The organism is Pseudonocardia sp. EC080619-01, assembly GCF_001420995.1.
Classification (GTDB): domain Bacteria; phylum Actinomycetota; class Actinomycetes; order Mycobacteriales; family Pseudonocardiaceae; genus Pseudonocardia.
This window is the reverse complement of sequence record NZ_CP012184.1, coordinates 136756-159396: the sequence shown is the minus strand read 5'-3', so window position 1 is coordinate 159396 and position 22641 is coordinate 136756. Positions and strand designations below refer to the sequence as shown.

Sequence of the window (22641 nt, the reverse complement as noted above, 5' to 3'; positions counted from 1 at the left end):
TAGCGTCTCCCGCGTGTCGCTCCGTGCCGTCATCGACGAGAACCGATCCCGCCTCTCACCGGCCGATCTCGCCGTCGTGGACGTCCTGCTGTCGCATCCGACCGAGGCGGCGTTCCTCCCCGCCGAGCAGGTGGCCGGACGCGCGGGCGTGCACGTGGCGGCGGCGACCAGGCTGGCGAAGAAGCTCGGCTACACCGGCTACCCGCAGCTGCGGTCGGCGTTCCAGTCCGAGCTGGTCGTCGGGACGGACGCGGCCGAGCGGGTGCGCCGCAGGCTGGACCGCTCCGACGACGTGCTGGCCGACCTCGTCGAGGACGAGGCGGACGCGCTGCGGGCGCTCCCGCGCGCCGTCGGCGGTGCGGAGATCGACGACGTCGCCGGCCGGATCCTCGCCGCGCGCCGCACCCTCGTCTACGCCCGGGGCAACGCCACCGTGCTCGGCGGGATGCTGGTCCGGCGGTTGCGCCGCTTCGGCCTGCCGGTCGTCGAGCTGCCGGGCTCGGACCGGGACCTGGCCGAGGAGCTGATCTCGCTCGACCCCGGCGACCTCGTGGTCGCACTGGCCTTCCGCCGCGCGCCCCGCACCCTGCCCCCGCTGCTGGCCACCGCCGAGGAGATCGGGACCCCGGTGGTGCTGCTGACCGACGTCCTCGGGGGTGCGGGCGGCGGATCGCCCACGGTGCTCGTCGCACCGCGGGGCAGCGGGCGCGAGTTCCAGTCCCTCACCGCGCCGATGGCCGTGGTGAACGCACTCGTCCTCGGCATCGCCCGGCTCGCCGAGGACCGCACCACCGCAGCGCTGCGGAGGCTCGACGACCTGCTCGACCGCTTCGACTCCTGACACCCTCACCGCACGCGGAGAACCCCATGTCGCAGCTCCTCGCCCGCACCCTGGCAGCCACCGCCGTCCTGTGCCTGACCCTCACCGCCTGCGGTGGCGGGGTCCCGGACACCGGCGCACCGGCCCCGGCCGCGCCCGACCCGCTCGACACCGCCCCGACCGCCGAGCTCGTCGAACGGGCGCGGCAGGAGGGGCAGGTCGTCGTGTACTCCTTCACCAGCCGGATCGCGCAGGTGGAGGCCGAGTTCGAACGCACCTACCCGGGTGTCGACCTGCTCGCCACCGACATCTCCTCCACCGAGCAGATCGCCCGGATCCGGGCGGAGGCCGAGGCCGGCAGCCCGGGCGCGGACGTCGCGTACCTGTCCGACGCGCCCGTCGTGCTCGACGAGCTGCTCGCCGAAGGCACGGTCCGCAACTACGTGCCGCCCCGGATCGCCGGCTCGGTGCCGGACCGGTTCCGGGAGCCGTTGCTCGCGAGCAGGCTGTCGACCAAGACGCTCATGTACAACGAGGAGGCGCACCCCGCCGGCCCGCCGGTGACCAACCTCTGGGAGCTGACCGACCCGCAGTGGCGGGGCCGGGTCGTGATGGTCGACCCGCAGGTCCGTGGCGACTACCTCGACCTCATGACCGAGGTCGTCCTGCGCTCGCCCGAGATGGACGAGGCGCACCGGGCGCTGCGCGGTGGCCCGGTCGTCCTCGGCGACGGTATCGGGTCGGCGGGGGAGCAGTGGATCGCCGACCTCTACGCCAACGACGTCGTGCTGGTCGGGGACACCGACGAGGTGAACGCCGCCGTGGGTGCGCGCGGCCAGCAGGACCCGCCGGTCGGTTTCACGACCTACTCCGACCGCCGCGACAACGAGGACGAGAACCGCGCGCTCCAGGCCGCGACCGGGGTGGCCCCGGCCCCGGGGATCGCGTTCCCCGCCCTGCTCGGGGTCACCCCGGACGCCGCGCACCCGGCTGCCGCGCGGCTGCTCGTCGACTTCCTCATGGGCGACGGCTCGCCGGACGGCGGCCCCGGGTTCGCGCCCTTCTACGTGCCGGGGGACTACCCGACCCGCACCGACGTCGTCCCGCCGTCCGGGGCGGTGCCGCTCGCCGAGCTGGGTGCCTGGACGATCGATCCCGCCGTGGTCGCCGGCCGTCGCGGCGACGTGGCCGACCTGATCCTCACCCTCGGATGACCGCGCCCACCCTCGCCCCACCGGGAGCACCGCCTCCACCGGGCCCGCCGGCGGCCGGCCTCCTGCGCCGGCTGGTCACCGATCCGGTCGCCCGGCTCGGGACGCTCGTGGCCGCCGTCCTCACCGTGCTCGTCGTCGTCCCGATGGTGGGGCTGGTCGCGTCCACACTCCGCCCGACCGGTCGCGAGGCATGGTCCGACGTCCTGACCGGCCGGCTGGCGGGCAGTCTGCTGTGGGAGCCCCTGGGGAACTCGCTGCTGATCGGTACCGCGACCGCCGCCGGGTCGGTGCTGCTCGGCGGCGGGCTGGCGTGGCTCGTCGTGATGACCGACGTCCCGTTCCGGCGCACCATCGGCCTGCTGGCCACCGTCCCGTTCGCGCTGCCCAGCTTCGCGCTGGCGCTGGCCTGGGAGACGGTGTTCCGCAACGACCTCGTCGGCGGCCGGGTCGGTGTGCTGGCCGATCTCGGTGTCGCCGTGCCGGACTGGCTGGCGTGGGGACCGGTGCCGGTGGCCGCGACGCTCGTGGCGCACTACTTCTCGCTGTCGTTCCTGCTCGCCGCCGCCGCGCTCGCGACGGTCAACGGCGAGCTGATGGAGGCGGCGGCGATGACCGGTGCCGGGCGTCTCCGCATCGCCCGCTCGATCGCGCTGCCCGTGGTCGCGCCGGCCCTGCTCTCCGGCGGGCTGCTGGCGTTCGCCGAGGGGGTCGGCAACTTCGCCTCGCCGGCGCTGCTGGGGCTGCCCGTCCGGTTCCACACGCTGTCCACCCGCCTGCACGGCGCCGTCGTCACGGGTCAGGTCGAGCGCGGCTACGTGCTCTCGATCGTGCTCGTCGCGGTCGCGGCGACGATCCTCCTCGCCGGCAACCGGGTCGTCGGTGGCCGGCGCTCCTACGCCACCATCGGCGGCAAGGGCGGACGGCGGACGCTCGTCGGGCTCGGACCCTGGCGGGTGCCGCTGACGGCCGCCGCGGTCGGGCTGTGCCTGGCCACCAGCGTGCTGCCCGGCCTGGTGCTCCTCGCGACCAGCTTCGCCCGGCGCACCAACTCGTTCACCGGCGGCTTCACGCTGCACTTCTGGACGGGCGCCTCGGACCCGGCGTTCGCCCAGGGGCAGCGCGGGGTGCTGCGCGACCCGCAGATCGTCGAGGCGGTCCTGACCACCGTCGGGCTCGGGCTCGCGGTGGCGCTCGCCGCGACCGTGCTGGGCACGGCCGTCGGCTACGTCGGGGTCCGGCTGCGTGGCGCCCGGCCGGTGACCGGGGCGCTGGCGCTGCTGTCCTACCTCCCGTTCCTGGTGCCGGGCATCGCGCTCGGCGCCGCGTTCATCGCCCAGTTCGGACGCCCGGTCGGCCCGCTGCCCGCGCTGTACGGGACGTTCGCGCTGTTGGTGATCGCCGGGACGGCGTACACGTTGCCGTTCGCCGCGCAGGCGGGTCGCAGCGCCGTCGGGCAGATCTCGCCGGACGTCGAGGAGGCCGCCGTCATGGCGGGTGCCGGGCTGGCCCGCCGCGGCGCACGGATCGTGGTGCCGCTGGCGGCACGCGGGCTGCTGGCCGGGGCGGCGCTCGTCTTCGTCAACATCGTGCGGGACCTGTCGCTGGTGGTCCTGCTGGTGACGCCGGCCCTGCCGCTGCTGTCGGTGCTGACCTACCGCTACGCCGCCGAGGGCTTCGCCCAGTTCGCCAACGCCATCACAGTGATCATCGTCGTGCTCTCGGTCGGGGCCACCGTGCTCGCCCGCAGGCTCGAGCGCACCGCACGACCGTGGGAGGAGACCGGATGAGCGGGATCAGGCTGACCGGGATCGGCAAGAGGTTCGGCGGTGTGCCGGCCGTCGACGGCATCGACCTGGAGGTGCCCGACGGTGCGTTCCTGGTCCTGCTCGGACCGTCGGGCTGCGGCAAGACCACGACGCTGCGCATGCTCGCCGGGCTCGAGGACCCGACCGCAGGCGAGATCCGGTTCGGCGACCGGGTCGTCGCGGGACCCGGCGGGGTCGTCCCGCCGGGCCGGCGCGACGCGGGCCTCGTCTTCCAGAGCTACGCCCTCTGGCCGCACATGACCGTGCGGGCCAACGTCGCCTGGCCGCTGACCGTGGCCAGGACGCCCGCCGCGGAGCGCGACGCCCGGGTGGACGAGGTGCTGGAGCTGCTCGCGATCGGCCCGCTCGCCGACCGCTACCCGGGCGAGATCTCCGGTGGACAGCAGCAGCGCGTCGCGATCGCACGGATGATCGGAACCCGCCCGTCCGTCCTCCTGTTCGACGAACCACTGTCCAACCTGGATGCCAAGATGCGTGTGGAGACCCGCGCGGAGCTGCTCCGCGTGCACCGGTCGACCGGGGCGACCAGCGTCTACGTCACCCACGACCAGATCGAGGCACTGACGATGGCCACCCACGTCGCCCTGATGCGCGACGGCCGCATCGAACAGTTCGGGCCGCCCTCGGCGCTGCTCGACGATCCCGCCACCGACTTCGTCGCGACGTTCATGGGCACTCCCGCGGCGAACGTCCTCGACGCCGTCGCGGTGGACGGGCGGCTGGACCGGGGCGGCGTCGACCTCGGGCCGGCGGGCCCGGTCGGGCCCGGCGCGGCGGTGCGGGCCATGTACCGGCCGGAGTCGCTCCGTCTCGGTCCGGTCGACGCTGCCGGACCGGCGTTGCCCGTCGAGTTCGCCGAGGCCACACCGCTCGCCGGGCGCGTGGTCGTCACCGGGTTCCACCAGGGGACCCGGCTGTCGGTCGTCACCGACGAGGTCCCGGCCGCCGGTCCCGGTGACCCGCTACGGGTCCTGGTGCCGGACCGGCCGGACCGTCTCTTCGACGCGGTGACCGGCCTGCGGATCGCGTCGTGAGACTGGTGCTGGTGCGGCACGGCGAGACCGCGTGGAACGCCGGCCACCGGCTGCAGGGCGACGCCGACGTACCGATGTCCGACAGCGGCCGCGCGGGCGTGCGCGCCCTCCGTCCGGTGCTGGACGTCCACGGGGCCGACCACGTCGTCGTCTCGCCGCTGGGCCGCACCCGGGAGACGGCCGAGCTGCTCGGCCTGCCCACCGCCGGGACCGACGCCCGCTGGCGGGAGGCGCACCTCGGGGAGTGGACCGGGCGGTCGGTCCCGGACCTGCCTGCCGACCGGTACGCGGAGTGGCGCGCGGGCCGGGCCGCGCCCCCGGGCGGGGAGTCGTTCGCCGAACTGACCGAGCGGGTGCTCGCCGGGCTGGCCGATCTCCCCGGGGAGGGGACGACGGTCGTCGTCTCCCACGGCGGCCCGATCCGCATCGTCCTGCGGCACCTGGTGGGGCTGCCACCGGAGAAGCTCGTCCCGGTCGGTCCGGCGACGTTGACCGTCGTCGACCGGTCCGGGGCGCTCGACCGGCTGCACGCCTACAACATCGGGGGTGTGCGGACGGCCGGCGCCGAGCCGTCCGAGTAGCCGGCCGCGCCGCCGGGGGCACGCTCGGTGCACCCGAGGCGGTCGTCGGCGGGGCGGTGCGGCCTCATCCCGGGTCCGGCCGCACCGCGGCGTCGACCAGGGCGATGAGGTCGGTCTCCAGCTGGTCCCGCACCGCGGGGTCCAGTTCGGACGCCCACAACGGAGGACCACCGACCCCGTCCGCGGCGGCGACGACGAGGGTCTGGGTCGCGGCCGGCACGCCGTCGGCGTCCATGTCGCGCTGCCAGCGGCGCTCGTCGTCGCGGGCCAGCTCCAGCACAGCGGGGACCGTGAGCAGCTGCGCGATCAGGCTGAACCGCTCGCGGGCGTCGTCGCCGTCGACGTCGACCATGCTGGCGCGGACGTAGGCCCGGGTGAGCCGCCCCGGGGTGCCGTCGGGCTCGGCGGTCCGGGCGAGGACGTCGTCGCGGAACGCGTCGAGGTGCTCCTGGGCGAGTGCGACGAGCAACGCCTCCTTGCTCGCGAAGTGGTAGACGAGACCACCCTTGGAGACGCCGGCGTCGCGGGCGATGACGTCGAGCGTCGCCCCGATCCCGTGCCTGCGGATGACCCGGTCGGCCGCGTCGAGCACGAGTCGGCGGGTGTCCTCGGGTGAGCGTCCGGTCGTGCGGCCCATGGGTCCATCCTTCCTCCTGCGTCCCGGTGGGGCGGCGTCACACCGGAATACCGTCGATACTGGTCCGACCAGTCGGTACAGTTTTGGTCATGTCCCTCGATGTCACCGCGCCCGGTCGCGGTCTGTCGCCGCGCCGCCGGTGGGCGGCGCTGGCGGTCCTGGCGGTCGCCGTGCTCGTGCTCGCGATCGACAACACGGTGCTCTACCTGGCGGTGCCCGCACTGACGGCCGATCTCGCGCCGACCGCGAACCAGATCCTCTGGATCGGTGACGTCTACTCGCTGGCCCTGGCCGGGCTGCTGATCGTCATGGGGTCGCTGGCCGACCGGATCGGACGCAGGCGGCTGCTGCTGATCGGCTCGGCGGCGTTCGGGATCGCGTCCCTGCTGGCCGCGCTGTCGACGAGCGCGGAGATGCTGATCGCGGCGCGGCTGCTGCTCGGCGTCGCCGGCGCGACCCTGATGCCGTCGACGCTGTCGCTGATCCGCAGCGTGTTCCCGGACCCGGCCGAGCGCACGCGGGCGATCGCGGTCTGGTCGGCCGCTGCCGGGGGCGGGGCCGCGCTCGGGCCGCTGGTGGGCGGGGCGCTGCTGGAGTTCTTCTCCTGGGGGGCGGTGTTCCTGATCAACGTCCCGATCATGGCGGTGCTGATCGTGGGCGGTGCGTGGCTGCTGCCCGAGTCGCGTGACCCCGCACCGGGCCGGTTCGACCTGGTGTCGGCTGCGCTGTCGCTGGGGGCGATCGTCCCGGTCGTCTGGGCGGTCAAGCACACGGTCGCGAGCGGGATCGACGTCGCCGGCGGTGTCGCGCTGCTCGCCGGGATCACGGCGGGCGTGGTGTTCGTGCGGCGGCAGCGGCGGCTGGAGAGCCCGTTGATCGACGTGTCGCTGTTCGCGCACCGGGCGTTCAGCGGGTCGGTCTTCGCCGGGTTCATGGCCGTGTTCGCGCTGACCGGGCTGCTGTTCTTCTTCTCCCAGTACCTGCAGCTGGCGCGGGGGTTCAGCCCGCTGCAGGCGGGCCTCGCCGAGCTGCCGACGACGCTGTCCGCGATCGCGGTCGTGGTGCTGGTCGGCCGGGTCCTGCGCCGCCTCGGCCTGGGACCCGCGATCGCGGTGGGCCTGCTGCTGGTGAGCGTGGGGCTGGTCGCGGTCGCGGTGGCGGAGGGCGCCACCGGCTACGTGTGGCTGGCGCTGGCGCTGGTCCCGGTGGGGCTCGGCGTCGGGCTGGCGCAGACGCTCACGACCGACGCGGTGGTCTCGGCGGTGCCGCCGCGCAAGGCCGGTGCCGCCTCGGCGATCGCGGAGACCGCGCTCGAGCTGGGGGTGGCGACGGGCATCGCGATCCTGGGCTCGGTCGTGTCCCTGGTGTACCGGGCGGGGCTGTCGCTCCCGGCCGGGCTGGATCCGCAGCAGCGCGCGGCGGTGACCGACTCCCTGGCGTCGGCGACGTCGGTCCTGGAGCCGGGATCACCCGTCCTGGACACGGCCCGGGCCGCGTTCACCGAGGCGATGCAGACGACCTCGCTGATCGCCGCGGCCGTCACGTTCGCCGCCGCGATCGTCGCCTTCCGCACGATCCCGAGGACCGTCGACGCCGATCGCGGGACCCCGGCCCGGATCCACTGACGCCACGCTGCCCGACGTCGCCACCGGCCGGCTCGTCCGCCGCGGCGCCGTCGACGAGAGGAGGGACGACGCCATGTCGATCTACGGGGACGACCGGGCACGCGGGACCGTCCGTGCCTGGTGCCGTGCGCGGCTCGACGGACAGGACCACGTCGCGGGACGTACCGAGCTGCCGACGAGCCTCGGCACCACCCACGTCACGCTCTCCGGATCGGCCGGACCCACGGTCGTCGTGCTCCCGGCCGCGGGAGAGTGCGCCGCGGTCCTCGATCCGCTGGTCGCCGAGCTCGCCACGGGGCATCGTGTCGTGACCGTCGACCTGCCCGGGGAGCCGGGCCTCTCGCACGACCGGCGACCGCACGGGGACCTCGTGCGGCGCTACGGCCACTGGGTCGACGAGGTCGTCGAGGCGGTCGCTGACGGGCCGGTCGTCGTGGTCGGTGACGGCCTGGGGGCGACGGTCGGGTTGTGCGCCCGGACCGGGCGGATCGCCGGGCTGGTGGCGGTCGCCCCGGCGGGGATCGACGAGTACCCGGGCGACCTCGCCTTCGAGCTGAGGGTCCTGCGACACGAGCTGGCACCGTCGGGGCGCAGCGCCGAGCGGGTCCTGCGGCCGCTGTACGGCGACCGGGTGCCGGACGACCACGACACCCTCGTCGAGTGGACGGCGCTCACCGGTACCGCGGTGTGGCCGAGCGGCCCTCCGGCACTGCTGCCGAACGCGGTGCTGCGCGACTGGCGGGACGTCCCGCACGTCGTGCTGGTGGGGGAGCGGGACCCGATGTGGACGGCCGGGCGGCTGGGGCGACCCGTCGCCGCCCTGATGGGTTCGGCGGTGCGGGTGGTCCCCGGTGCGGGCGCGCTCGTGACCCACGAGGCACCGGACGTCGTCCGCGCAGCCGTCACCGGTGTGCTCGCGACGAGCTGAACCCTCTCCGAGGCACGACCGCCAGGGGTGCGGTCGCCGGTCCGGGGCCCGCTGGGATCCTCACGGGTGTGGCGAGCGGACCCGAGCTGATCGGTGGAGTCGAGAAACGGGACATCGTGGTCGTCCCGTACGACCCGGGGTGGCCGGTGAGGTTCGAGGCCGAGCGCCGCCGGATCGTGGCCGCGGTGGGAGCGGTCGCCCGGCGGGTCGACCACGTCGGCTCCACGGCGGTCCCCGGTCTCGCCGCCAAGCCGATCGTCGACATCGATCTCAGCGTGCCCGACGTGGACGACGAGCCGTCGTACCTGCCGGCGTTCGAGCGTGCGGGATACCTGCTGCGGGTGCGGGAGCCGGGCCACCGGCTCGTCCGGACCGCCGAGCGCGACGTGCACGTGCACGTCTGCCCGGCCGGGAGCGACTGGGAGCGCCGGCACCTGCTCTTCCGCGACCGGCTCCGTGCCGACCGGCGGGACCGCGCCGCGTACGCCGCGCTGAAGCTCGATCTCGCCGGACGCGAGTGGGCGGACATGAACGCCTACGCCGACGCGAAGGGCCCGCTGATCGCCGACATCACCCGTCGCGCGGAGGGATGGGCACAGCGGGTCGGCTGGACCGTCGACCGGTAGCCGCGGGCACACGCCTCGGCCGGACGCGCCCTCATCGGCCGCCGGGACGGCCCGGCACGGTCGCGGGCATCCGGAACCCGCCGGTGCGGAACGGGCCGCCACGGATGATCACCTGCCGGCCGTCCTGGATCTGGTAGAGCAGCTGCGGCTGGGCCAGCGACGGGTCACCGTGGTCGGGTGTGCCCAGCGCGGCCTGGCCGGGGGTGTCGAAGTTGTAGGTGCCGTTGACCCCGCGGTAGGGCTCGGTCCGCAGGTGGGCGGCGATCCCGTCGGCGTCGGTGACGTCGCCGCACGAGTTCCAGGCCCGCGCGATGCGCTGCATCCGGTCGTAGGCGAGCCCGGCGTGCGAGCGCCCCGGGACGACCCCGAACCGGTCGGTGTAGCGACGGGCGAAGGCCCGTCCGGCACCGTCGGAGTAGGTGCCGGTGGTGGTGGCCCACACGACGCCCTCGGCCAGCGGTCCGAGCCGGTGACGGAAGGCGGGCACCGACGGGGCGTAGATCGCGTAGGGGAGCGCGGTGGAGCCCAGCTCGTGCAGCGCGGTGACGGCGGCGACGGAGTCGTCGACGAAGAAGCTGCCGATCATGACCGCCGCGGTGGGCGCCCGCACGGCGGTCGCGACGGCACCGGCCCAGCCGTCGCCGCCCGGTGCCCCGCCGACCGGGACGACGTCGAGCGTCCAGTTCTCGCGTTCGGCGACCGCCCGGGCCCGGTCGATGCCGAAGTCGACGCCGTGCCAGTCCCGGACGACGATCGCGAGCCGGTCCGCGGTGTGGCCCCACCGGCCCCGGTCCCGGAGCGAGGTCATGAACGAGACGAACCGTGGCGCGTACTCGGTGTCGCTGGCGCACACCTGGAAGATCCGGCTGAAGCGGGCGTGGTCGTCGCGCACCATCCGTTCCATCGCGCCGCTGGTGGCGGCGTGCAGGTAGGGCACCCCGCTGTCCGCGGCCGTCTCGTGCCCGATCTCCTGCCCGGCGAGGTAGCCGGAGGTGAGGACGTCGACGCCGTCGCGCAGCAGCGACGCGAAGGCGGTCCGGACCGACGCGGGGCTGGTCACCTCGACGTCGTGGACCGACGCGCGGATCCGGCGTCCGCGGACACCCCCGGCGGCGTTGAGCTCCTCGATCGCGAGCCGCAGCCCGTTGACCATCTCGCGGCCGTCGTCGCTGCCCGTGCCGGACAGCGGCAGGGCGGCGCCGACGACCAGCTCCCGGCGCGGTCGTGGCAGGCGGGGTTGCCGGTGTCGCTGCTCGGGGCCTGCCGCCGCGGCCGCGAGCAGCCGGCCGAGCGACAGGTCCGCGTAGCGGGCCGGAGACCCGGGGAGGGGCACGCAGAGCAGCCCGGTGTCCAGCGCGTAGGTGGCGGCCGCCGTGCGCGTCGGGGTGCCGAGCTTCTGCATCAGGTGCGTGACGTGCGTGGCGGCGGTGCGCTGGGTGATGCGGAGCTCGCCGGCGATCTCGGCGTTGGACGGCCCGACGACGAGCATCGTCAGGATCTCCAGCTCGCGTGCGGACAGCCCGGCGGGGAGCCGCTCCACCGGGTCGCCGCTCAGCTCGACGTGGTCGAAGCCGGACTCGGTGCGGGCGGTCAGCGTGACCCGGCAGAACAGGCCGGAGACCGGCGACCGCCAGTGGAAGCGGCAGTGCTCCAGACCGGCGCGCCCCATCGCGCCCGCCGCTCGGCGCAGGTCCGCAGGGACGTCGGCGTGGTCACCGCGGTCGGCGAGGCCGAGCCGGCCGTCCGGGCGCACCTGCACGGTGAAGGCGTTCCCCGACCACGCCGAGGGGCGCGCCGGAGCACCGTCCGGTGACGTCATCGGGGCACCTCCTCGTGGCGGCCCGGGGACGCGGCGGCACGCCTGTGTGTCCTCCGAGCATGCCGTACCGATGCGGATCCGGCGATGGGTCACCGGCCGCCGACCGCTACGTACATCTGACGATGGCGGGCCGGCGGGCCGTTCCTAGCGTGTGCCCACCGAGCTCGCCGGCGAGCGGGTGCATCCCCGCCGGCGGGCCCGTGGACCGACCATCGGACTCGAATCGATCGGAGATGTCATGGGACATCTGCAGCTCCCCCCGGGGAAGAAGATCGCCGTCAACCTCGGCACCGACTTCGACGCCCAGTGCCTCTGGCTCGGCGCGTTCAACCGGCCGACCCCGGCGTCCATGTCGCGTGGCGAGTTCGGCGCGGAGGTGGGCGTCCCGCGGCTGCTCTCGCTCTACAAGCGCTACGGGGTCCGCACGACCTGGTTCACCCCGGGCCACTCGATCGACACGTTCCCCGGGTGGTGCAAGAAGATCCTCGACGACGGCCACGAGTTCGGCCACCACGGCTACTACCACGAGAACCCCACGATGATCTCCGGCGACACCGAGCGCCGCCTGGTCGACCTGGCCTTCGCGACGTTCAAGAAGGTCCTGGGCATCCGGCCGGTGGGCTACCGGTCCCCGTACTGGGACTACAGCGAGTCCACACTGGACATCATCGAGGACTCGGGGCTGATCTACGACACCAGCCTGATGGGCCGGGACTTCCACCCGTACCACCCGCAGCGCTGGCAGGTCCGCTGGGAGCAGGGCAACGTCGCGGGGCGGGCGAGCCGGGTCCTGGAGGTCCCGGTCAACTGGTACCTCGACGACTTCCCGCCGCTGGCCTACACCGGTGCCCAGGCCGGCATGCAGGACTCGGACACGATCTTCAACCGGTGGAAGGACATCTTCGACTACGGCTACGCGCACGAGACGAACCCGGTCTTCGCGACCTGCGTCCACCCGCAGATCATCGGCCAGGCGCACCACATGCTCTGGTACGAGAAGCTGGTCGACCACATCAGCGGCCACGACGGGGTCTGGTTCGCCACCATCGAGGAGATCGCCCGCGCCTGGGTCGACGACGAGACCGACGAGGCGAAGTTCGCACTCCCCGACGTCCGTGGGGTCGAGCCGGCACCGGCCGACTCCGGCTGGGCCTGAGCCGTGGCGACCGTCCCGTCCGAGTCCCGCCCCGTCGCGGGCCTGCACGGCGACGTCGAGGTGGTCCTCGACCGCTGGGGGGTCCCGCACGTCTACGCCACGGACCGGCACGACGCCTACCTGGCCCAGGGCTTCCAGGCGGCCCGCGACCGGCTCTTCCAGATCGACCTGTGGCGGCGCCGCGGGCTGGGCAGGCTGTCGGAGGTCTTCGGTCCCCGTTTCCTCGCGCAGGACCGGGCGACCCGGTTGTTCCTGTACCGGGGGGACATGCGGGCCGAGTGGCTCGCCTACGGCACCGGCACCCGTGACGTCGTCACCGCGTTCGTCACCGGCGTCAACGCCTACGTGGAGTGGGCGTCGCAGGATCCCGGGGAGCGGCTGCCGCCGGAGTTCGCCGCGCTCGGTCACCGGCCGGCGCGCTGGGAGCCCGAGGACGTCGTCCGGATCCGCACGCACGGCCTGCTCTACAACGCCGAGCAGGAGCTGGCCCGGGCCCTCACGGTCCGCGACCTCGGTGCCGCGGCCGAGGAGCTCCGCTCGATCCGCGAGCCGCACACCGAACTCGGCGTGCCCGATCCCGCGGCGCTGCAGCACCTCGACGACTCCGTGCTCGACGTGTACCGGCTCGCCTTCGCCCCCGCCGACCTCGCCGGCCTTCCCGGCGCCGGCGCGGCCGTCGCACCGTCCGGCAGCAACAACTGGGTCGTGTCGCCGCAGCGGTCGGCCACCGGGCGTCCGGTGCTGGCCAACGACCCGCACCGCGCGGTCACGGTCCCGTCACTGCGCTACCTGACCCACCTCGAGGCGCCGGGGATGAGCGTCATCGGTGCGGGGGAGCCGAACCTGCCGGGTGTCTCCATCGGACACAACGGGCGGGTGGCGTTCGGGCTGACGATCTGGCCGGTCGACCACGAGGACCTGTACGTCTACGAACTCCACCCCGACGACGACACCCGCTACCGCCACCGCGGCGGGTGGGAGGCGTTCACCGTCGTCGAGGAGCGCACGGCCGTCGCCGGCGGCGGGGAGGAGGTCCTGCGGCTGACCTTCTCGCGGCACGGCCCGGTCGTCCACCTCGACACCGGTGCACGGACGGCCGTGGCCGTGCGCGCCGTCTGGCTCGAGCCGGGCATGGCCCCCTACCTGGCCAGCCTCGAGTACCAGGACGCCGACGACGTCGACACCTTCCGTCGTGCGCTGCGGCGGTGGGGCGCGCCGGGCGTCAACCAGGTGTTCGCCGACGCCGGCGGGGACATCGGCTGGCAGGGCTGCGGTCTCGTGCCGCGCCGGCCCGGGTGGGACGGCGCGCTCCCGGTGCCGGGGGACGGGAGCTTCGAGTGGGACGGGTTCGCCAGGCTCGAGGAGCTGCCCGGGGTGCGCAACCCGGACTCGGGCTGGTTCACGACGTCGAACGAGGAGAACCTCCCGGACGGCGTCGGCGACCGGACGCCGACGGTCACCACGGACTGGTACTCCGACGCGCGGCACGAGCGTCTCACCGGCTGGCTCGGCGGCGACGCCCCGGTCGACGTCACCTCGAGCATCCGGATGCAGGGCGATGCCGCGAACCTGCACGGACGGCGGCTGCTCGACCTGCTCGCCCCGCTCACCGGGATGCCGCGGCACGCCGGCGAGTGGGCGGCGCTGCAGGAGTGGGACGGCATCGAGTCGACCGGCAGCCGGGCGGCACTGGTCTTCCAGGTGTGGGTGCGCCGTCACCTGCGGCCGTGGCTGGCCGACCGTTGCCTGGAGCGGCTCGGCGTCGACGCGGAACGGGCGAAGGCCGCACGTCACCGGCTGCTCCGCGCCGACACGCTGTTCTCCGACCTCCGGCCGGACCTGCGGATGCTCGGCATGTTCGACCTGTCCGACCCCGGCGACGCCGCGACCCTGCGCGACGGGATCGACGAGACGCTCGACGCCGCGCTCGCCGACATCGCGACCCTGCTCGGGCCCGACCGCGACGGGTGGACGTGGGGAGCGCTGCACCGCACCGATCTACGGCACGCGGTGTTCGCCCACGACCCCGGAGCTCCGGACGACTGGCGGTCGCTGCCACCGGTGCCCCGCGCCGGCAGCGGGGACACGGTCGGCCTGGCCGGGCACGACGACTCCTTCAACGCGGTGATGGGGAGCAGCTTCCGCATCGCCGTCGACGTCGGGGAGTGGGACTCGACCCTGGTCCTGAACTCACCCGGGCAGTCCGGCGACCCGAGATCGGCGCACTACGCCGACCAGCTCGACCTCTGGGCGGCGGGTGAGGCCTTCCCGCTGGCCTACAGCCGCGACGCGGTCGAGGAGGTCGCGGAGAGCAGGCTCCGGTTGACACCGGTGGCGGACCTCCGGCCCGCGGACTGACGGACGCCGGGCCGGCCGCCGGCCCGGCTGCCCGGCGGCTGCCCGGCGGGAGCGGGCCACCTCGTCGGTGCAGACCCGCTCACCGGACGTCGACCAGGCACTGCCGGACGAAGGCGACCGGCTTCACGCACAGGGCCGCGTCGCCGAGCTGGATCACCGCCGGCACGGCCGGCGGCCACCACGGTTGCACCATCTCGTGTCGCGCCTCGGGCGGTGGCCGAGGCGCCCGGTCCGCGCGTCAGGTCCCGGTGCCGAGAGCGTGAACGAGGACGCCCCGCAGGTGGTCGACGTCAGGAAGGTCGTCGGCGAGCAGGACCGATGCACACAGACCGTCCGCAGCGGCGATGAGCGCCGCGACGGCCGTCGGGTCGTCGGTGCGGGTGCGGGCGATGTCGGCGACCTTCCTGCGCCACCCATGGGCCAGGCCACGCAGCGCGGGGCGGCGAGCAGCGAGCGTCGACAGTTCGCGCTCGGCCAGTGCGCGGCCGCGGCCGGTCTCGGTGCCCGACTCGGACAGCAGCCGGGCGAGCCCGGTCAACGGGTCCTCGCCGGAGGCCAGAGTGGACTCCAGCACGGTCTCGTAGTGCCGACAGACGTCGGTCAGTGCGGCGACCAGGAGGTCGTCGAGAGTGGCGAAGTAGTAGGTGGCCAGGCTGGCCGGGGCCTCCGCCTCACGGGCGACGGCGCGGTGCGTGACTCCGGCGGCGCCGTCGCGCTCGACCACCCGCAGGGTCGCCGCGATCAGCTCGGTCCGACGACGATCGCCGCGGGCCCGCCGCCCGTCCGGGTGCGCGGCGGGAGAGGCGTCGGCGCCCGACGCGGTCGCTGTGGTTCGCGGCACGGGAACCTCCTCGGGCTCGTGACCGCTACAGGTTATCGATCCGCCCGGTACGCCGCCGCGGCTCACCGGCCGTCGTCCCGGACCCGGCCGCCCCGATCGGGCCGACGCCGCGCAGCAGGACGAGGGCGATCACCGCCAGAGCCGCGACGGCGACACCGGCAACCGTTCCGACGACGCCCAGGCCGGCGGTCTGTGCCTCCCGGGCCGCATCGAGTGCGGCCGGTGGAAGGTCGGCGGCGACGGCTCCGGCGAGGCTCGACGTACCGGCGTCGAGCAGCTCGGCGCGGGGGTCGGCGAGCACGGTGGCCCGGTGGACGGAGTCGGCGAGACTTCCGAGGACGGCGACGCCGACTGCGATTCCCAGCTCCTGGACCGTCTCCGACATGGCTGCGGCGGAGCCGGCCCTGCCGGCCGGAGCACTCCCCACGACCAGATCGGTGCCGAGCGCAGCGATCGCGCCGAGTCCGAGGTAGACCAGCGCGAACGCGACCACCACGGTCCCGACGTTGCCCGGGCCCTCGACCCGGCTCAGCAACAGATGGCCGGCCGCAGAGGCCCCGAGGGTCGTCGAGACGATGACGGCGGGCCGGATCCGGCGTGCCAGCAGCGGTGCGGTGATCGCCGCCGCGAACATCGCCAGTGCGGCCGGTCCCATCCACAACCCGGTGGTGAGCGGAGAGAGCTGCTCGACCACCTGCAGATGCCGGGTGACCAGCAACATCGCACCGCCGACACCGACGAGCGCGACCAGCAGCACGACCAGCGCCGCGCTGAACGCCGGGGCGCGGAACATGCCCGGATCCAGCAGCGGGTCGGTGAGCCTGAGCTGCCGGCGGACGAACACGGCCGCGGACACCACCCCCACGGTCGCCGCGACGAAGGTCGTCGTGTCGAGGCCGGCATCGGCGCCGTGCTTGACGGCATAGACCACCGGCAGTATCGCCAGCAGCGAGACCCCGACGCTCGGCAGGTCGAGGCGCCCGGCACCGGGATCGCGGTACTCGGGAAGCAGCAGGGGTGCGGCGATCATCACGATCGCGACGACCGGCAGTGCCAGCAGGAACACCGATCCCCACCAGAAGCGCTCCAGCAGGAGCCCACCGGCGATCGGACCCAGTGCCATCCCGAGAGCGAACATGGTCGCCCAGATCCCGATGGCGAGACTTCGCTGTCGCGGGTCCCGGAACATGTTCCCGATCAGTGCCAGGGTCGACGGCATCAGCGTCGCGCCGGCGACCCCCAGCGCGGCACGCGCAGCGATCAACATCGACGCCGACGTCGAGAACGCTGCCGCGACGGACGCGAGGCCGAACGCACCCGCTCCCACCAGGAGCAGACGCCGGCGCCCGAGCCGGTCACCGAGCGTCCCCATGGTGATCAGCAGCCCCGCGATCAGGAACCCGTACACGTCCATGATCCACAACGCCTGGACGTTGCTCGGGCGCAGATCCGACGACAGCGCCGGCACCGCGAGGTAGAGCGCGGTGATGTCGAGACCGAGAAGGACCGTCGGCAGCGCCAGCACGCCGAGCCCTGCCCACTCACGGACCCCGGCCCGATCGTCGTCCGTCGACGGCACGGTGACTCCTCACAAGAAGTTGAGCGATCGTACTAGTTGTACCATCGTTCATGTAGTTGGAAAGAGTGGTGGAGTCCGGGTGAGGCGGGTGCCCGCGTACCGATGGCGACACCGGCGGTCGACCGGGGCAGACCGTGTGGCCGTAACGCCGCGCCGCCGCGGCGCGACCCGAGCGGCGACAGCGTTCGTCGGATCGGGAGTCGTCGTGTCGAGGATCGTGCTCACGCTGGCGCAGGCCGTCGGCATCGTCGTGCTGGCGTTCGTGGTCCTGAGCCTCGTGGTCGGGGTCGTCCAGTGGCTCGCGGTCGCCGCGGTGCTGGTCGCCGTCCCGGTCGCCGCAGTCTGGTTGTTCCTGCGTTCCTCGGGGCGGCGCGCGGGGCCGGGACGGTCCGGGCGGCCGCAACGGGGAACCCGGCCGGACGGTGCCGTCACGCGACGGGCCGAGCTGGAGGGGCGGGCCGTGCTCGACCCGGCCGGCCGGTGCGGATGGTGCGGCTCGGCGACCCGGCACCAGGACCGTTTCGGGTTCCCGACCACGCCGCTGGCCCATCACCGCGAGGAGATCGAGGCGATGCTCTGACCGGTCCGGATGCCCGGCCCGCCACGTCCGAAGGTCCCGGGGCCCGCCGGGACCGATGCCGGGCCCGGCCGGGCCGGACGTACCTGTGCTCGGTCGGCGTCCGCCGTAGCGTCACGCCTCCGGCCCGGCACCCCGTCCGACAGGAGGTTCCGCATGCGGACAGACCGGACCCCCGCCGGAGCGGAGCGGAGGAGAGGTGCGCTGCTGGTGGCGCTCGCCGTCGTCGCGGTGGTGTTCACACCGGTCCCGGCGCACGCCGAGGGGGCGCGACAGGACGGACCGGCCGGACCGCCGTTCTCCGTGGACGGTGGGAACTGGTCGGGCTACGTCGTGACGGGCTCCGGGTTCCGGTCGGTGTCGGCGCGGTGGACCGTGCCGGACGTCGCGTGCACGGCCGGTGCCACGCCGTTCGCACCCTGGGTCGGGATCGACGGCTACGGCAGCAGCACCGTCCAGCAGACCGGTGTCGCGACGACCTGCGTCGGCGGCGAGCCGGTCCACCGTGCGTGGTTCGAGATCGCGCCCGCCCCGGCGGTGTACCACTCGATGACCGTCCGGACCGGGGACGAGATCGCGGCCGAGGTGGTCCGCAGCGGCGACGCGTACACGATGACGATCCGGAACCTCACCCGTGGCGACAGCCGCAGCGTGGTCAGGACGCACGCCGGGGCGAACGTCTCGGCCGAGGTCGTGCTGGAGGCGCAGCAGGGCGCGTTCCCGAGGTTCGGGTCGGTGCGGTTCACCGGGGCGACGGTCGACGGGGAGTCGATGGGTGCGCGGTCGGCGACGGCGATCGACGCGACCGACGGGAAGGGCTTCATGACCGCGACGGGCCGGATGTCCGGGGACGCCTTCACGATCCGACAGCTCCGGGGGTAGCCACCGGGTTCGGAACCAGGTGAGTACGGGCGCAGCGTCAGTCCTCAGCCGTCCGCCGGGCCGGCGCGGGAGCCGGGCCGGCCGTCCCGGAGATCGACGGGGACGCCGGGCAGTGCCGCCCACAACGCGTCCGGGTCGTCGAACCGGCCGTCGGGGAGGGTGGCGAGCAGCTCGAGCAGAGCGGGCCGGGCACCCTCGGCCGCGGCGTGGGTGACGAGTGCCGACCGGGTGGGCCGGTCGTCGTCGAACGCCTCCCCGACGAAGTCCAGGACCTCGATCCGGGTCACCGGGACCCGGGGATCCTCGAGGGGGATCCCGAGCTCGTTCTCCGGACCGTGGTCGCGCCGCATGGCCGGAGAGTCTCGACGGGGCGTGCTGTGGGGGCCCTGAGAAGCTGTGGCCGCCCTGAGAGCACGGCGCCACGGCCGCGAACCCTCGCACACGATCGTGCGCGGACTTCGTTCCGGATTCGCACCGTCGTGGTCGGTCCGGCGATCCGGTGGTCCGCATGGTGGAACGCCGGGCTCCGGCTCAGGAGATCGCGGACGACCTGCGTCCGGCGTCGCCGCCGAGGTGCTCGGCGAAGTGCCGCTCCATGGCCCGGTAGAACCGGATCTGGTTCTCCGGGTTGGCGAACCCGTGGCCCTCGTCCTCGGCGAGCAGGTACTCCACGGGGACGCCGCGCTCGCGCAGCGAGGCGACGATGTTGTCCGACTCGGCCTGGACGACGCGGGCGTCGTTGGCGCCCTGGGCGACCAGCAGCGGCGTCCGGATCCGGTCGACCATGGTGATCGGCGAGCGGGCCAGCATGTCGGCCTCCTGCTCGGGGACGTCCGGGTCGCCGACATACCGGTACCAGGCGTTCACCTGGTACGGCCGGACGAACGGCGGCAGCGTCCGCATGAAGTTCGCCAGGTCGGAGATGCCGACGTAGTCCACGGCGGCGGCGAAGTGGTCCGGTGTCACGGTGACGCCGACGAGCGCGGCGTACCCGCCGTAGGACCCGCCGTAGATGCCGAGCCGCGCCGGGTCGGCCCAGCCCTGGGTCACGGCCCACTCGGTGGCGTCGATGAGGTCGTCGTGCATCGCGCCGGCGAGCTCGCCGATCGCCGCGGTGATGTGCCGCCTGCCGTAGCCGGAGGACCCGCGGAAGTTGACCTGCAGCACCGCGTAGCCGCGGTTGGCCAGGAACTGGACCTCCGCGCTGTAGCCCCAGGTGTCGTGCACCCACGGTCCGCCGTGCGGGAGCAGCACGAGCGGCAGGCGCTCGGGCCCGGCGCCGACCGGCCGCGTCAGGTAGCCGTGCAGCGGTAGCCCGTCCCGGGCCCGGAAGCTCACCGGCTCCATCGGGGCGAGCGCGGCCGGGTCCAGGTGCGGGTAGGGGCGGAACAGGATCCTGCTCTCGCCGGTGGAGTGGTCGTAGAGCCAGGTGACCGCCGGGTCGCGGTCGTGGACGAAGGTGGCGATCCAGCGCTGCTCCGACTCGTCCGAGGAGAGCGTGCCCAGCACGCCGTCGGACAGCTTCTCCAGCTCGGCGTAGACCTCCGCGAAGTGCGGGTCGAGGACCTCGATGTGCGGCCGTTCGCCGACGAAGCGGGCGGCGATCACCTCGCCGGTCCGGCGGCTGGTGAACACGGTCGGCGGCAGCACGCCGGGAGCCATCAACCCGAGGGTGCACAGGTCGTGGCCCTCGACGGCGGCGACGACCGTCTCCTCGCCGGTCTCCCGGTCGACGCGCACCAGCCGCAGGTCGTCGGAGTCCTGGTAGGAGCCCAGCAGCAGGCCGGAACCGTCCGGTGTGACGAGCTGGGGCTGCACGCCCAGCGGGTGCTCGGGGCCGCTGACGCGGCGCAGCAGGCGTCGTTCGTGGGTCTCGGGGTCGACCGCCGAGAACTCCCAGGTGCCGTCCTCGGTCAGCAACGAGTGGAAGACGGGCGCGCCGTCCCGGTCCACCAGGTAGTTGCCCCGGGGCTCGGGCTGTTCGAGCAGCAGCGTCGTCTCGCCGGTCGCGACCTCGATCCGGAACAGGTCGACCGACAGGGGGTTGCGGTTCATGCCGACCAGCACGTTCCCGGGCTGCGACTCCAGCGGGTCGACGCCGACCACGCGCGAACCCGGGTCCATCGGGGTGAGGTCGACGGCCGGCTGGTCGGGAGCGTCGAGATCGACCCGGTAGAGGTGCCAGTCCTCGTTGCCGTCGGTGTCCTGCTCGTAGAGCAGCCAGCGCGGGTCGTCGGTCCAGTGGTACTTCGTGATGCCGCGGCGGGAGTCGTGGGTGACGCAGACGGCGTCGGTGTGGTCCTCGTCGATGCCGCGGACCCAGACGTTGCGCCGGCCGAGGTGCGGGGCCAGGTAGGCGATCCGGGTGCCGTCGGGGGACAGGGACGCGCCGGAGAACACCGGGTCGGCGAAGAACTCCTCGAGCTCGATCCGCGTCGGTGCCTGCTCGGTCCGGCCGGGTGCCTGGGTCATCGGTGCCCTCCTCGGTGTGCGCCCGGGGGATCTCCACGGCGCGCGGTGACGGGGCCATGGCAACGGGTGCCGTCGCGGCACACTCAAGCGGGCGTGGCGCGGGTCACAGCCAGGTCCGGCTCGGAGCAACGGCGGACCGGCCACCGCCCAGGCCGTTGGTCCCTTCCCGGGCCCGGTGCCGGTACCTACTCTTCGGCCCCACGACAGGTGCCCCGGCGCCCTCGCGAACGGCCTCCGGCCTCGGTCCGGGGCCGTGCGGCCGGCGGCGGGACGAGGCCGCGCGACCACCGTGGCGGGACGGCAGCACGCGGTCCCCGCCTCCGCCGGCAGGACGACGTCCGCACCGCACGGACACGCGGGCCGGACGCGCCGGCTCCCTACCATCACCGAGAGGAATCCGAATGACCGTGTCAAGCCGCGATAGCGGGTTGTGGTGCGGTGATGGTGAACATCCTCCGGTCACGCAGCAGGGCCCACAGGACGTCGACCAGGCGTCTGGCCAAGGCGAGCAGAGCCTGGGTATGAAGCATTCTTTCGCTGCGTTTGCGCTGGTAGAAGGCCCGGGACGGGCCATTGACCTTGAGGCTGGACAGTGCGGCCATGTAGAACACTCGCCGCAGGCGGCGGTTGTAGCGTCGTGGGCGACGCAGGTTCCCGCTGATCCGGCCGGAGTCCTGGGGCACCGGGACGAGTCCGGCGTAGGAGGCCAGCCGCCCTGGAGAGGTGAATCCGCCCAGTTCAGGGCCGACACCGCCGTGGGTGGCGGTGAGGAACTCCGCGCCCAGGATGGGTCCGAGACCGGGCAGCGACTCGATGATCGCCGCGTCCGGGTGGGAGCGGAACACGGTGGTGATCAGCTTGTCGGTGTCCTTGATCTCCCGGTCGAGTTCCAGCAGTCGTCGGGCCAGGCCGGCAACAAGGATCGCGGTCCGCGTCTCGCTGGGCAGTGCCACGGTCTGGGCGTGGGCGACCTCGACCGCGGTGGCGGCCATCGCAGCAATACCCGGTGCCCACGCCCGATGGGCACGCAGGTACTCGATCACCCCTGCCTCGCCGGCGTCCCGGAGGGCCTGGGGTGTCTGGAACCCGGTGACCAGCACCAGAGCGCTGCGGGTGGAATAGTCGAATGCCGCCTCGAGACCGGGAAAGATCGACCCGAGCAGGTCACGCAGCCGGTTGACCCCGCGCACCCAGTCGGCCATCAGGTCCTCGCGATGGGCCACGAGCCGGGCCAGTTCGGCAGTGGTCTCATCAGTGGCGGTGACCGTGGTGAGGTCGGCGCCGCGCATGCGGGCGGTCTCGGCGATGACCTTCGCGTCACGGGCGTCGGTCTTGGCCTCGCCCCGGAACACGCCGCTCATCCGGTCGACGACCCGACCGGGGACATAGACCACCTGCTGGTCGGCCGCGGTGAGGACCACCTGCAGCAGCGCCGCATAGCTGCAGGTCAGGTCGATGGCCCACCGCACGTCCTGGGCCGCTTCCGCAGCGCGGGCCAGCAACGCCTCGATCGCGGCCTGGTCGTTGCTGACCTTGCGGGAGAACACCACCTTGCCGTCGGTATCGATCGCGCACGCATGGTGCGTCCTCTTCCCGACGTCGATCCCGATCCAGATCACTGGCCGTTGCGCCACGCGCAGGCTCCTGTCGTTGCAGGTCACGCCCG

19 protein-coding genes are annotated in these 22641 nt (G+C 73.8%); 12 read left to right on the top strand and 7 right to left on the bottom strand.

Features of this window, described 5'->3' with window-relative positions:
* The first annotated feature begins 13 nt into the window (after positions 1 to 13).
* From AD017_RS00725 to AD017_RS00705, 5 genes are read left to right on the top strand one after another with little or no spacing between them, the layout of a single operon-like run.
* Positions 14 to 841, top strand: a complete 828-nt coding sequence (locus AD017_RS00725) for a MurR/RpiR family transcriptional regulator (RefSeq protein WP_010228706.1) — start codon at positions 14 to 16, stop codon at positions 839 to 841.
* Between the two features lie 26 nt (positions 842 to 867).
* Entirely contained in the window at positions 868 to 2034 is a 1167-nt protein-coding gene (locus AD017_RS00720) for an ABC transporter substrate-binding protein (RefSeq protein WP_060572253.1), read from the top strand.
* Positions 2031 to 3821: an iron ABC transporter permease gene (locus tag AD017_RS00715; protein ID WP_060572252.1), complete on the top strand. Its 1791-nt coding sequence runs from the start codon at positions 2031 to 2033 to the stop codon at positions 3819 to 3821. The genes AD017_RS00720 and AD017_RS00715 overlap by 4 nt, the downstream gene beginning before the upstream one ends.
* On the top strand, positions 3818 to 4894 hold the full coding sequence (locus tag AD017_RS00710; protein WP_060572250.1) for an ABC transporter ATP-binding protein: 1077 nt from the start codon (positions 3818 to 3820) through the stop codon (positions 4892 to 4894). The genes AD017_RS00715 and AD017_RS00710 overlap by 4 nt, the downstream gene beginning before the upstream one ends.
* Positions 4891 to 5475 carry a histidine phosphatase family protein gene (locus AD017_RS00705; protein ID WP_060572249.1) on the top strand — a complete coding sequence of 195 codons (585 nt, stop codon included), beginning with the start codon at positions 4891 to 4893 and terminating at the stop codon, positions 5473 to 5475. Before AD017_RS00710 ends, AD017_RS00705 begins: the two co-directional genes overlap by 4 nt.
* Before the next feature lie 64 nt (positions 5476 to 5539).
* Here AD017_RS00705 and AD017_RS00700 read toward each other — a convergent pair whose 3' ends face one another.
* The gene (locus tag AD017_RS00700; protein ID WP_010228716.1) at positions 5540 to 6112 is read right to left on the bottom strand and encodes a TetR/AcrR family transcriptional regulator; all 573 of its coding nucleotides are present in this window, start codon (positions 6110 to 6112) and stop codon (positions 5540 to 5542) included.
* 89 nt (positions 6113 to 6201) lie between these two features.
* Between AD017_RS00700 and AD017_RS00695 the strand changes: the two genes are divergently transcribed.
* The 3 genes from AD017_RS00695 to AD017_RS00685 all read left to right on the top strand — a co-directional run bounded on the left by AD017_RS00695 (position 6202) and on the right by AD017_RS00685 (position 9291).
* Positions 6202 to 7737, top strand: a complete 1536-nt coding sequence (locus tag AD017_RS00695) for an MFS transporter (protein WP_060572247.1) — start codon at positions 6202 to 6204, stop codon at positions 7735 to 7737.
* 73 nt (positions 7738 to 7810) lie between these two features.
* Entirely contained in the window at positions 7811 to 8665 is an 855-nt protein-coding gene (locus AD017_RS00690) for an alpha/beta fold hydrolase (protein ID WP_060572246.1), read from the top strand.
* Positions 8666 to 8733: 68 nt separating this feature from the next.
* Positions 8734 to 9291, top strand: coding sequence for a GrpB family protein (locus AD017_RS00685; RefSeq protein ID WP_060572244.1), 558 nt, complete (start codon positions 8734 to 8736; stop codon positions 9289 to 9291).
* A 31-nt stretch (positions 9292 to 9322) separates the two neighbouring features.
* On the opposite strand, the gene AD017_RS00680 is transcribed toward AD017_RS00685, so the two are convergent.
* On the bottom strand, positions 9323 to 11110 hold the full coding sequence (locus tag AD017_RS00680; RefSeq protein WP_060572242.1) for an ABC transporter substrate-binding protein: 1788 nt from the start codon (positions 11108 to 11110) through the stop codon (positions 9323 to 9325).
* A gap of 238 nt (positions 11111 to 11348) precedes the next feature.
* Here AD017_RS00680 and AD017_RS00675 point away from each other — a divergent pair, with 238 nt between their 5' ends.
* Together AD017_RS00675 and AD017_RS00670 are read left to right on the top strand one after the other, a co-directional pair.
* Complete coding sequence (locus AD017_RS00675) at positions 11349 to 12266, top strand: polysaccharide deacetylase (protein ID WP_010228730.1); 918 nt, start codon at positions 11349 to 11351, stop codon at positions 12264 to 12266.
* 3 nt (positions 12267 to 12269) lie between these two features.
* The gene (locus AD017_RS00670) at positions 12270 to 14624 is read left to right on the top strand and encodes a penicillin acylase family protein (protein ID WP_060572240.1); all 2355 of its coding nucleotides are present in this window, start codon (positions 12270 to 12272) and stop codon (positions 14622 to 14624) included.
* 238 nt (positions 14625 to 14862) lie between these two features.
* Here AD017_RS00670 and AD017_RS00665 read toward each other — a convergent pair whose 3' ends face one another.
* Both AD017_RS00665 and AD017_RS00660 read right to left on the bottom strand, forming a co-directional pair.
* On the bottom strand, positions 14863 to 15465 hold the full coding sequence (locus AD017_RS00665; RefSeq protein ID WP_060572239.1) for a TetR/AcrR family transcriptional regulator: 603 nt from the start codon (positions 15463 to 15465) through the stop codon (positions 14863 to 14865).
* A 25-nt stretch (positions 15466 to 15490) separates the two neighbouring features.
* On the bottom strand, positions 15491 to 17044 hold the full coding sequence (locus AD017_RS00660) for an MFS transporter (RefSeq protein ID WP_060572237.1): 1554 nt from the start codon (positions 17042 to 17044) through the stop codon (positions 15491 to 15493).
* A 205-nt stretch (positions 17045 to 17249) separates the two neighbouring features.
* On the opposite strand from AD017_RS00660, the gene AD017_RS00655 reads away from it, so the two are divergent.
* Both AD017_RS00655 and AD017_RS00650 read left to right on the top strand, forming a co-directional pair.
* Positions 17250 to 17624, top strand: coding sequence for a hypothetical protein (locus tag AD017_RS00655; protein ID WP_145982612.1), 375 nt, complete (start codon positions 17250 to 17252; stop codon positions 17622 to 17624).
* A 153-nt stretch (positions 17625 to 17777) separates the two neighbouring features.
* Positions 17778 to 18503, top strand: a complete 726-nt coding sequence (locus tag AD017_RS00650) for a G1 family glutamic endopeptidase (protein WP_168170480.1) — start codon at positions 17778 to 17780, stop codon at positions 18501 to 18503.
* Between the two features lie 44 nt (positions 18504 to 18547).
* Here the strand turns inward: AD017_RS00650 and AD017_RS00645 are convergent, their stop codons facing one another.
* The 3 genes from AD017_RS00645 to AD017_RS00635 all read right to left on the bottom strand — a co-directional run bounded on the left by AD017_RS00645 (position 18548) and on the right by AD017_RS00635 (position 22609).
* Positions 18548 to 18853 (bottom strand): DUF2795 domain-containing protein, encoded by a 306-nt coding sequence (locus AD017_RS00645; RefSeq protein WP_060572231.1) that lies wholly within the window; start codon positions 18851 to 18853, stop codon positions 18548 to 18550.
* A 181-nt stretch (positions 18854 to 19034) separates the two neighbouring features.
* Complete coding sequence (locus tag AD017_RS00640; RefSeq protein ID WP_060572229.1) at positions 19035 to 20975, bottom strand: alpha/beta fold hydrolase; 1941 nt, start codon at positions 20973 to 20975, stop codon at positions 19035 to 19037.
* A gap of 410 nt (positions 20976 to 21385) precedes the next feature.
* Entirely contained in the window at positions 21386 to 22609 is a 1224-nt protein-coding gene (locus tag AD017_RS00635) for an IS110 family transposase (protein ID WP_060572134.1), read from the bottom strand.
* Positions 22610 to 22641: the final 32 nt, after the last annotated feature.

What these genes read in the sequence shown, in the direction of transcription:
- AD017_RS00715 (WP_060572252.1), top strand. Translation starts at nt 2,031, where the DNA reads ATGACCGCGCCCACCCTCGCCCCACCGGGAGCACCGCCTCCACCGGGC.
- AD017_RS00650 (WP_168170480.1), top strand. Translation starts at nt 17,778, where the DNA reads ATGCGGACAGACCGGACCCCCGCCGGAGCGGAGCGGAGGAGAGGTGCG.
- AD017_RS00640 (WP_060572229.1), bottom strand. Translation starts at nt 20,975, where the DNA reads ATGACCCAGGCACCCGGCCGGACCGAGCAGGCACCGACGCGGATCGAG.
- AD017_RS00695 (WP_060572247.1), top strand. Translation starts at nt 6,202, where the DNA reads ATGTCCCTCGATGTCACCGCGCCCGGTCGCGGTCTGTCGCCGCGCCGC.
- AD017_RS00700 (WP_010228716.1), bottom strand. Translation starts at nt 6,112, where the DNA reads ATGGGCCGCACGACCGGACGCTCACCCGAGGACACCCGCCGACTCGTG.
- AD017_RS00710 (WP_060572250.1), top strand. Translation starts at nt 3,818, where the DNA reads ATGAGCGGGATCAGGCTGACCGGGATCGGCAAGAGGTTCGGCGGTGTG.
- AD017_RS00720 (WP_060572253.1), top strand. Translation starts at nt 868, where the DNA reads ATGTCGCAGCTCCTCGCCCGCACCCTGGCAGCCACCGCCGTCCTGTGC.
- AD017_RS00675 (WP_010228730.1), top strand. Translation starts at nt 11,349, where the DNA reads ATGGGACATCTGCAGCTCCCCCCGGGGAAGAAGATCGCCGTCAACCTC.
- AD017_RS00645 (WP_060572231.1), bottom strand. Translation starts at nt 18,853, where the DNA reads ATGCGGCGCGACCACGGTCCGGAGAACGAGCTCGGGATCCCCCTCGAG.
- AD017_RS00690 (WP_060572246.1), top strand. Translation starts at nt 7,811, where the DNA reads ATGTCGATCTACGGGGACGACCGGGCACGCGGGACCGTCCGTGCCTGG.
- AD017_RS00680 (WP_060572242.1), bottom strand. Translation starts at nt 11,110, where the DNA reads ATGACGTCACCGGACGGTGCTCCGGCGCGCCCCTCGGCGTGGTCGGGG.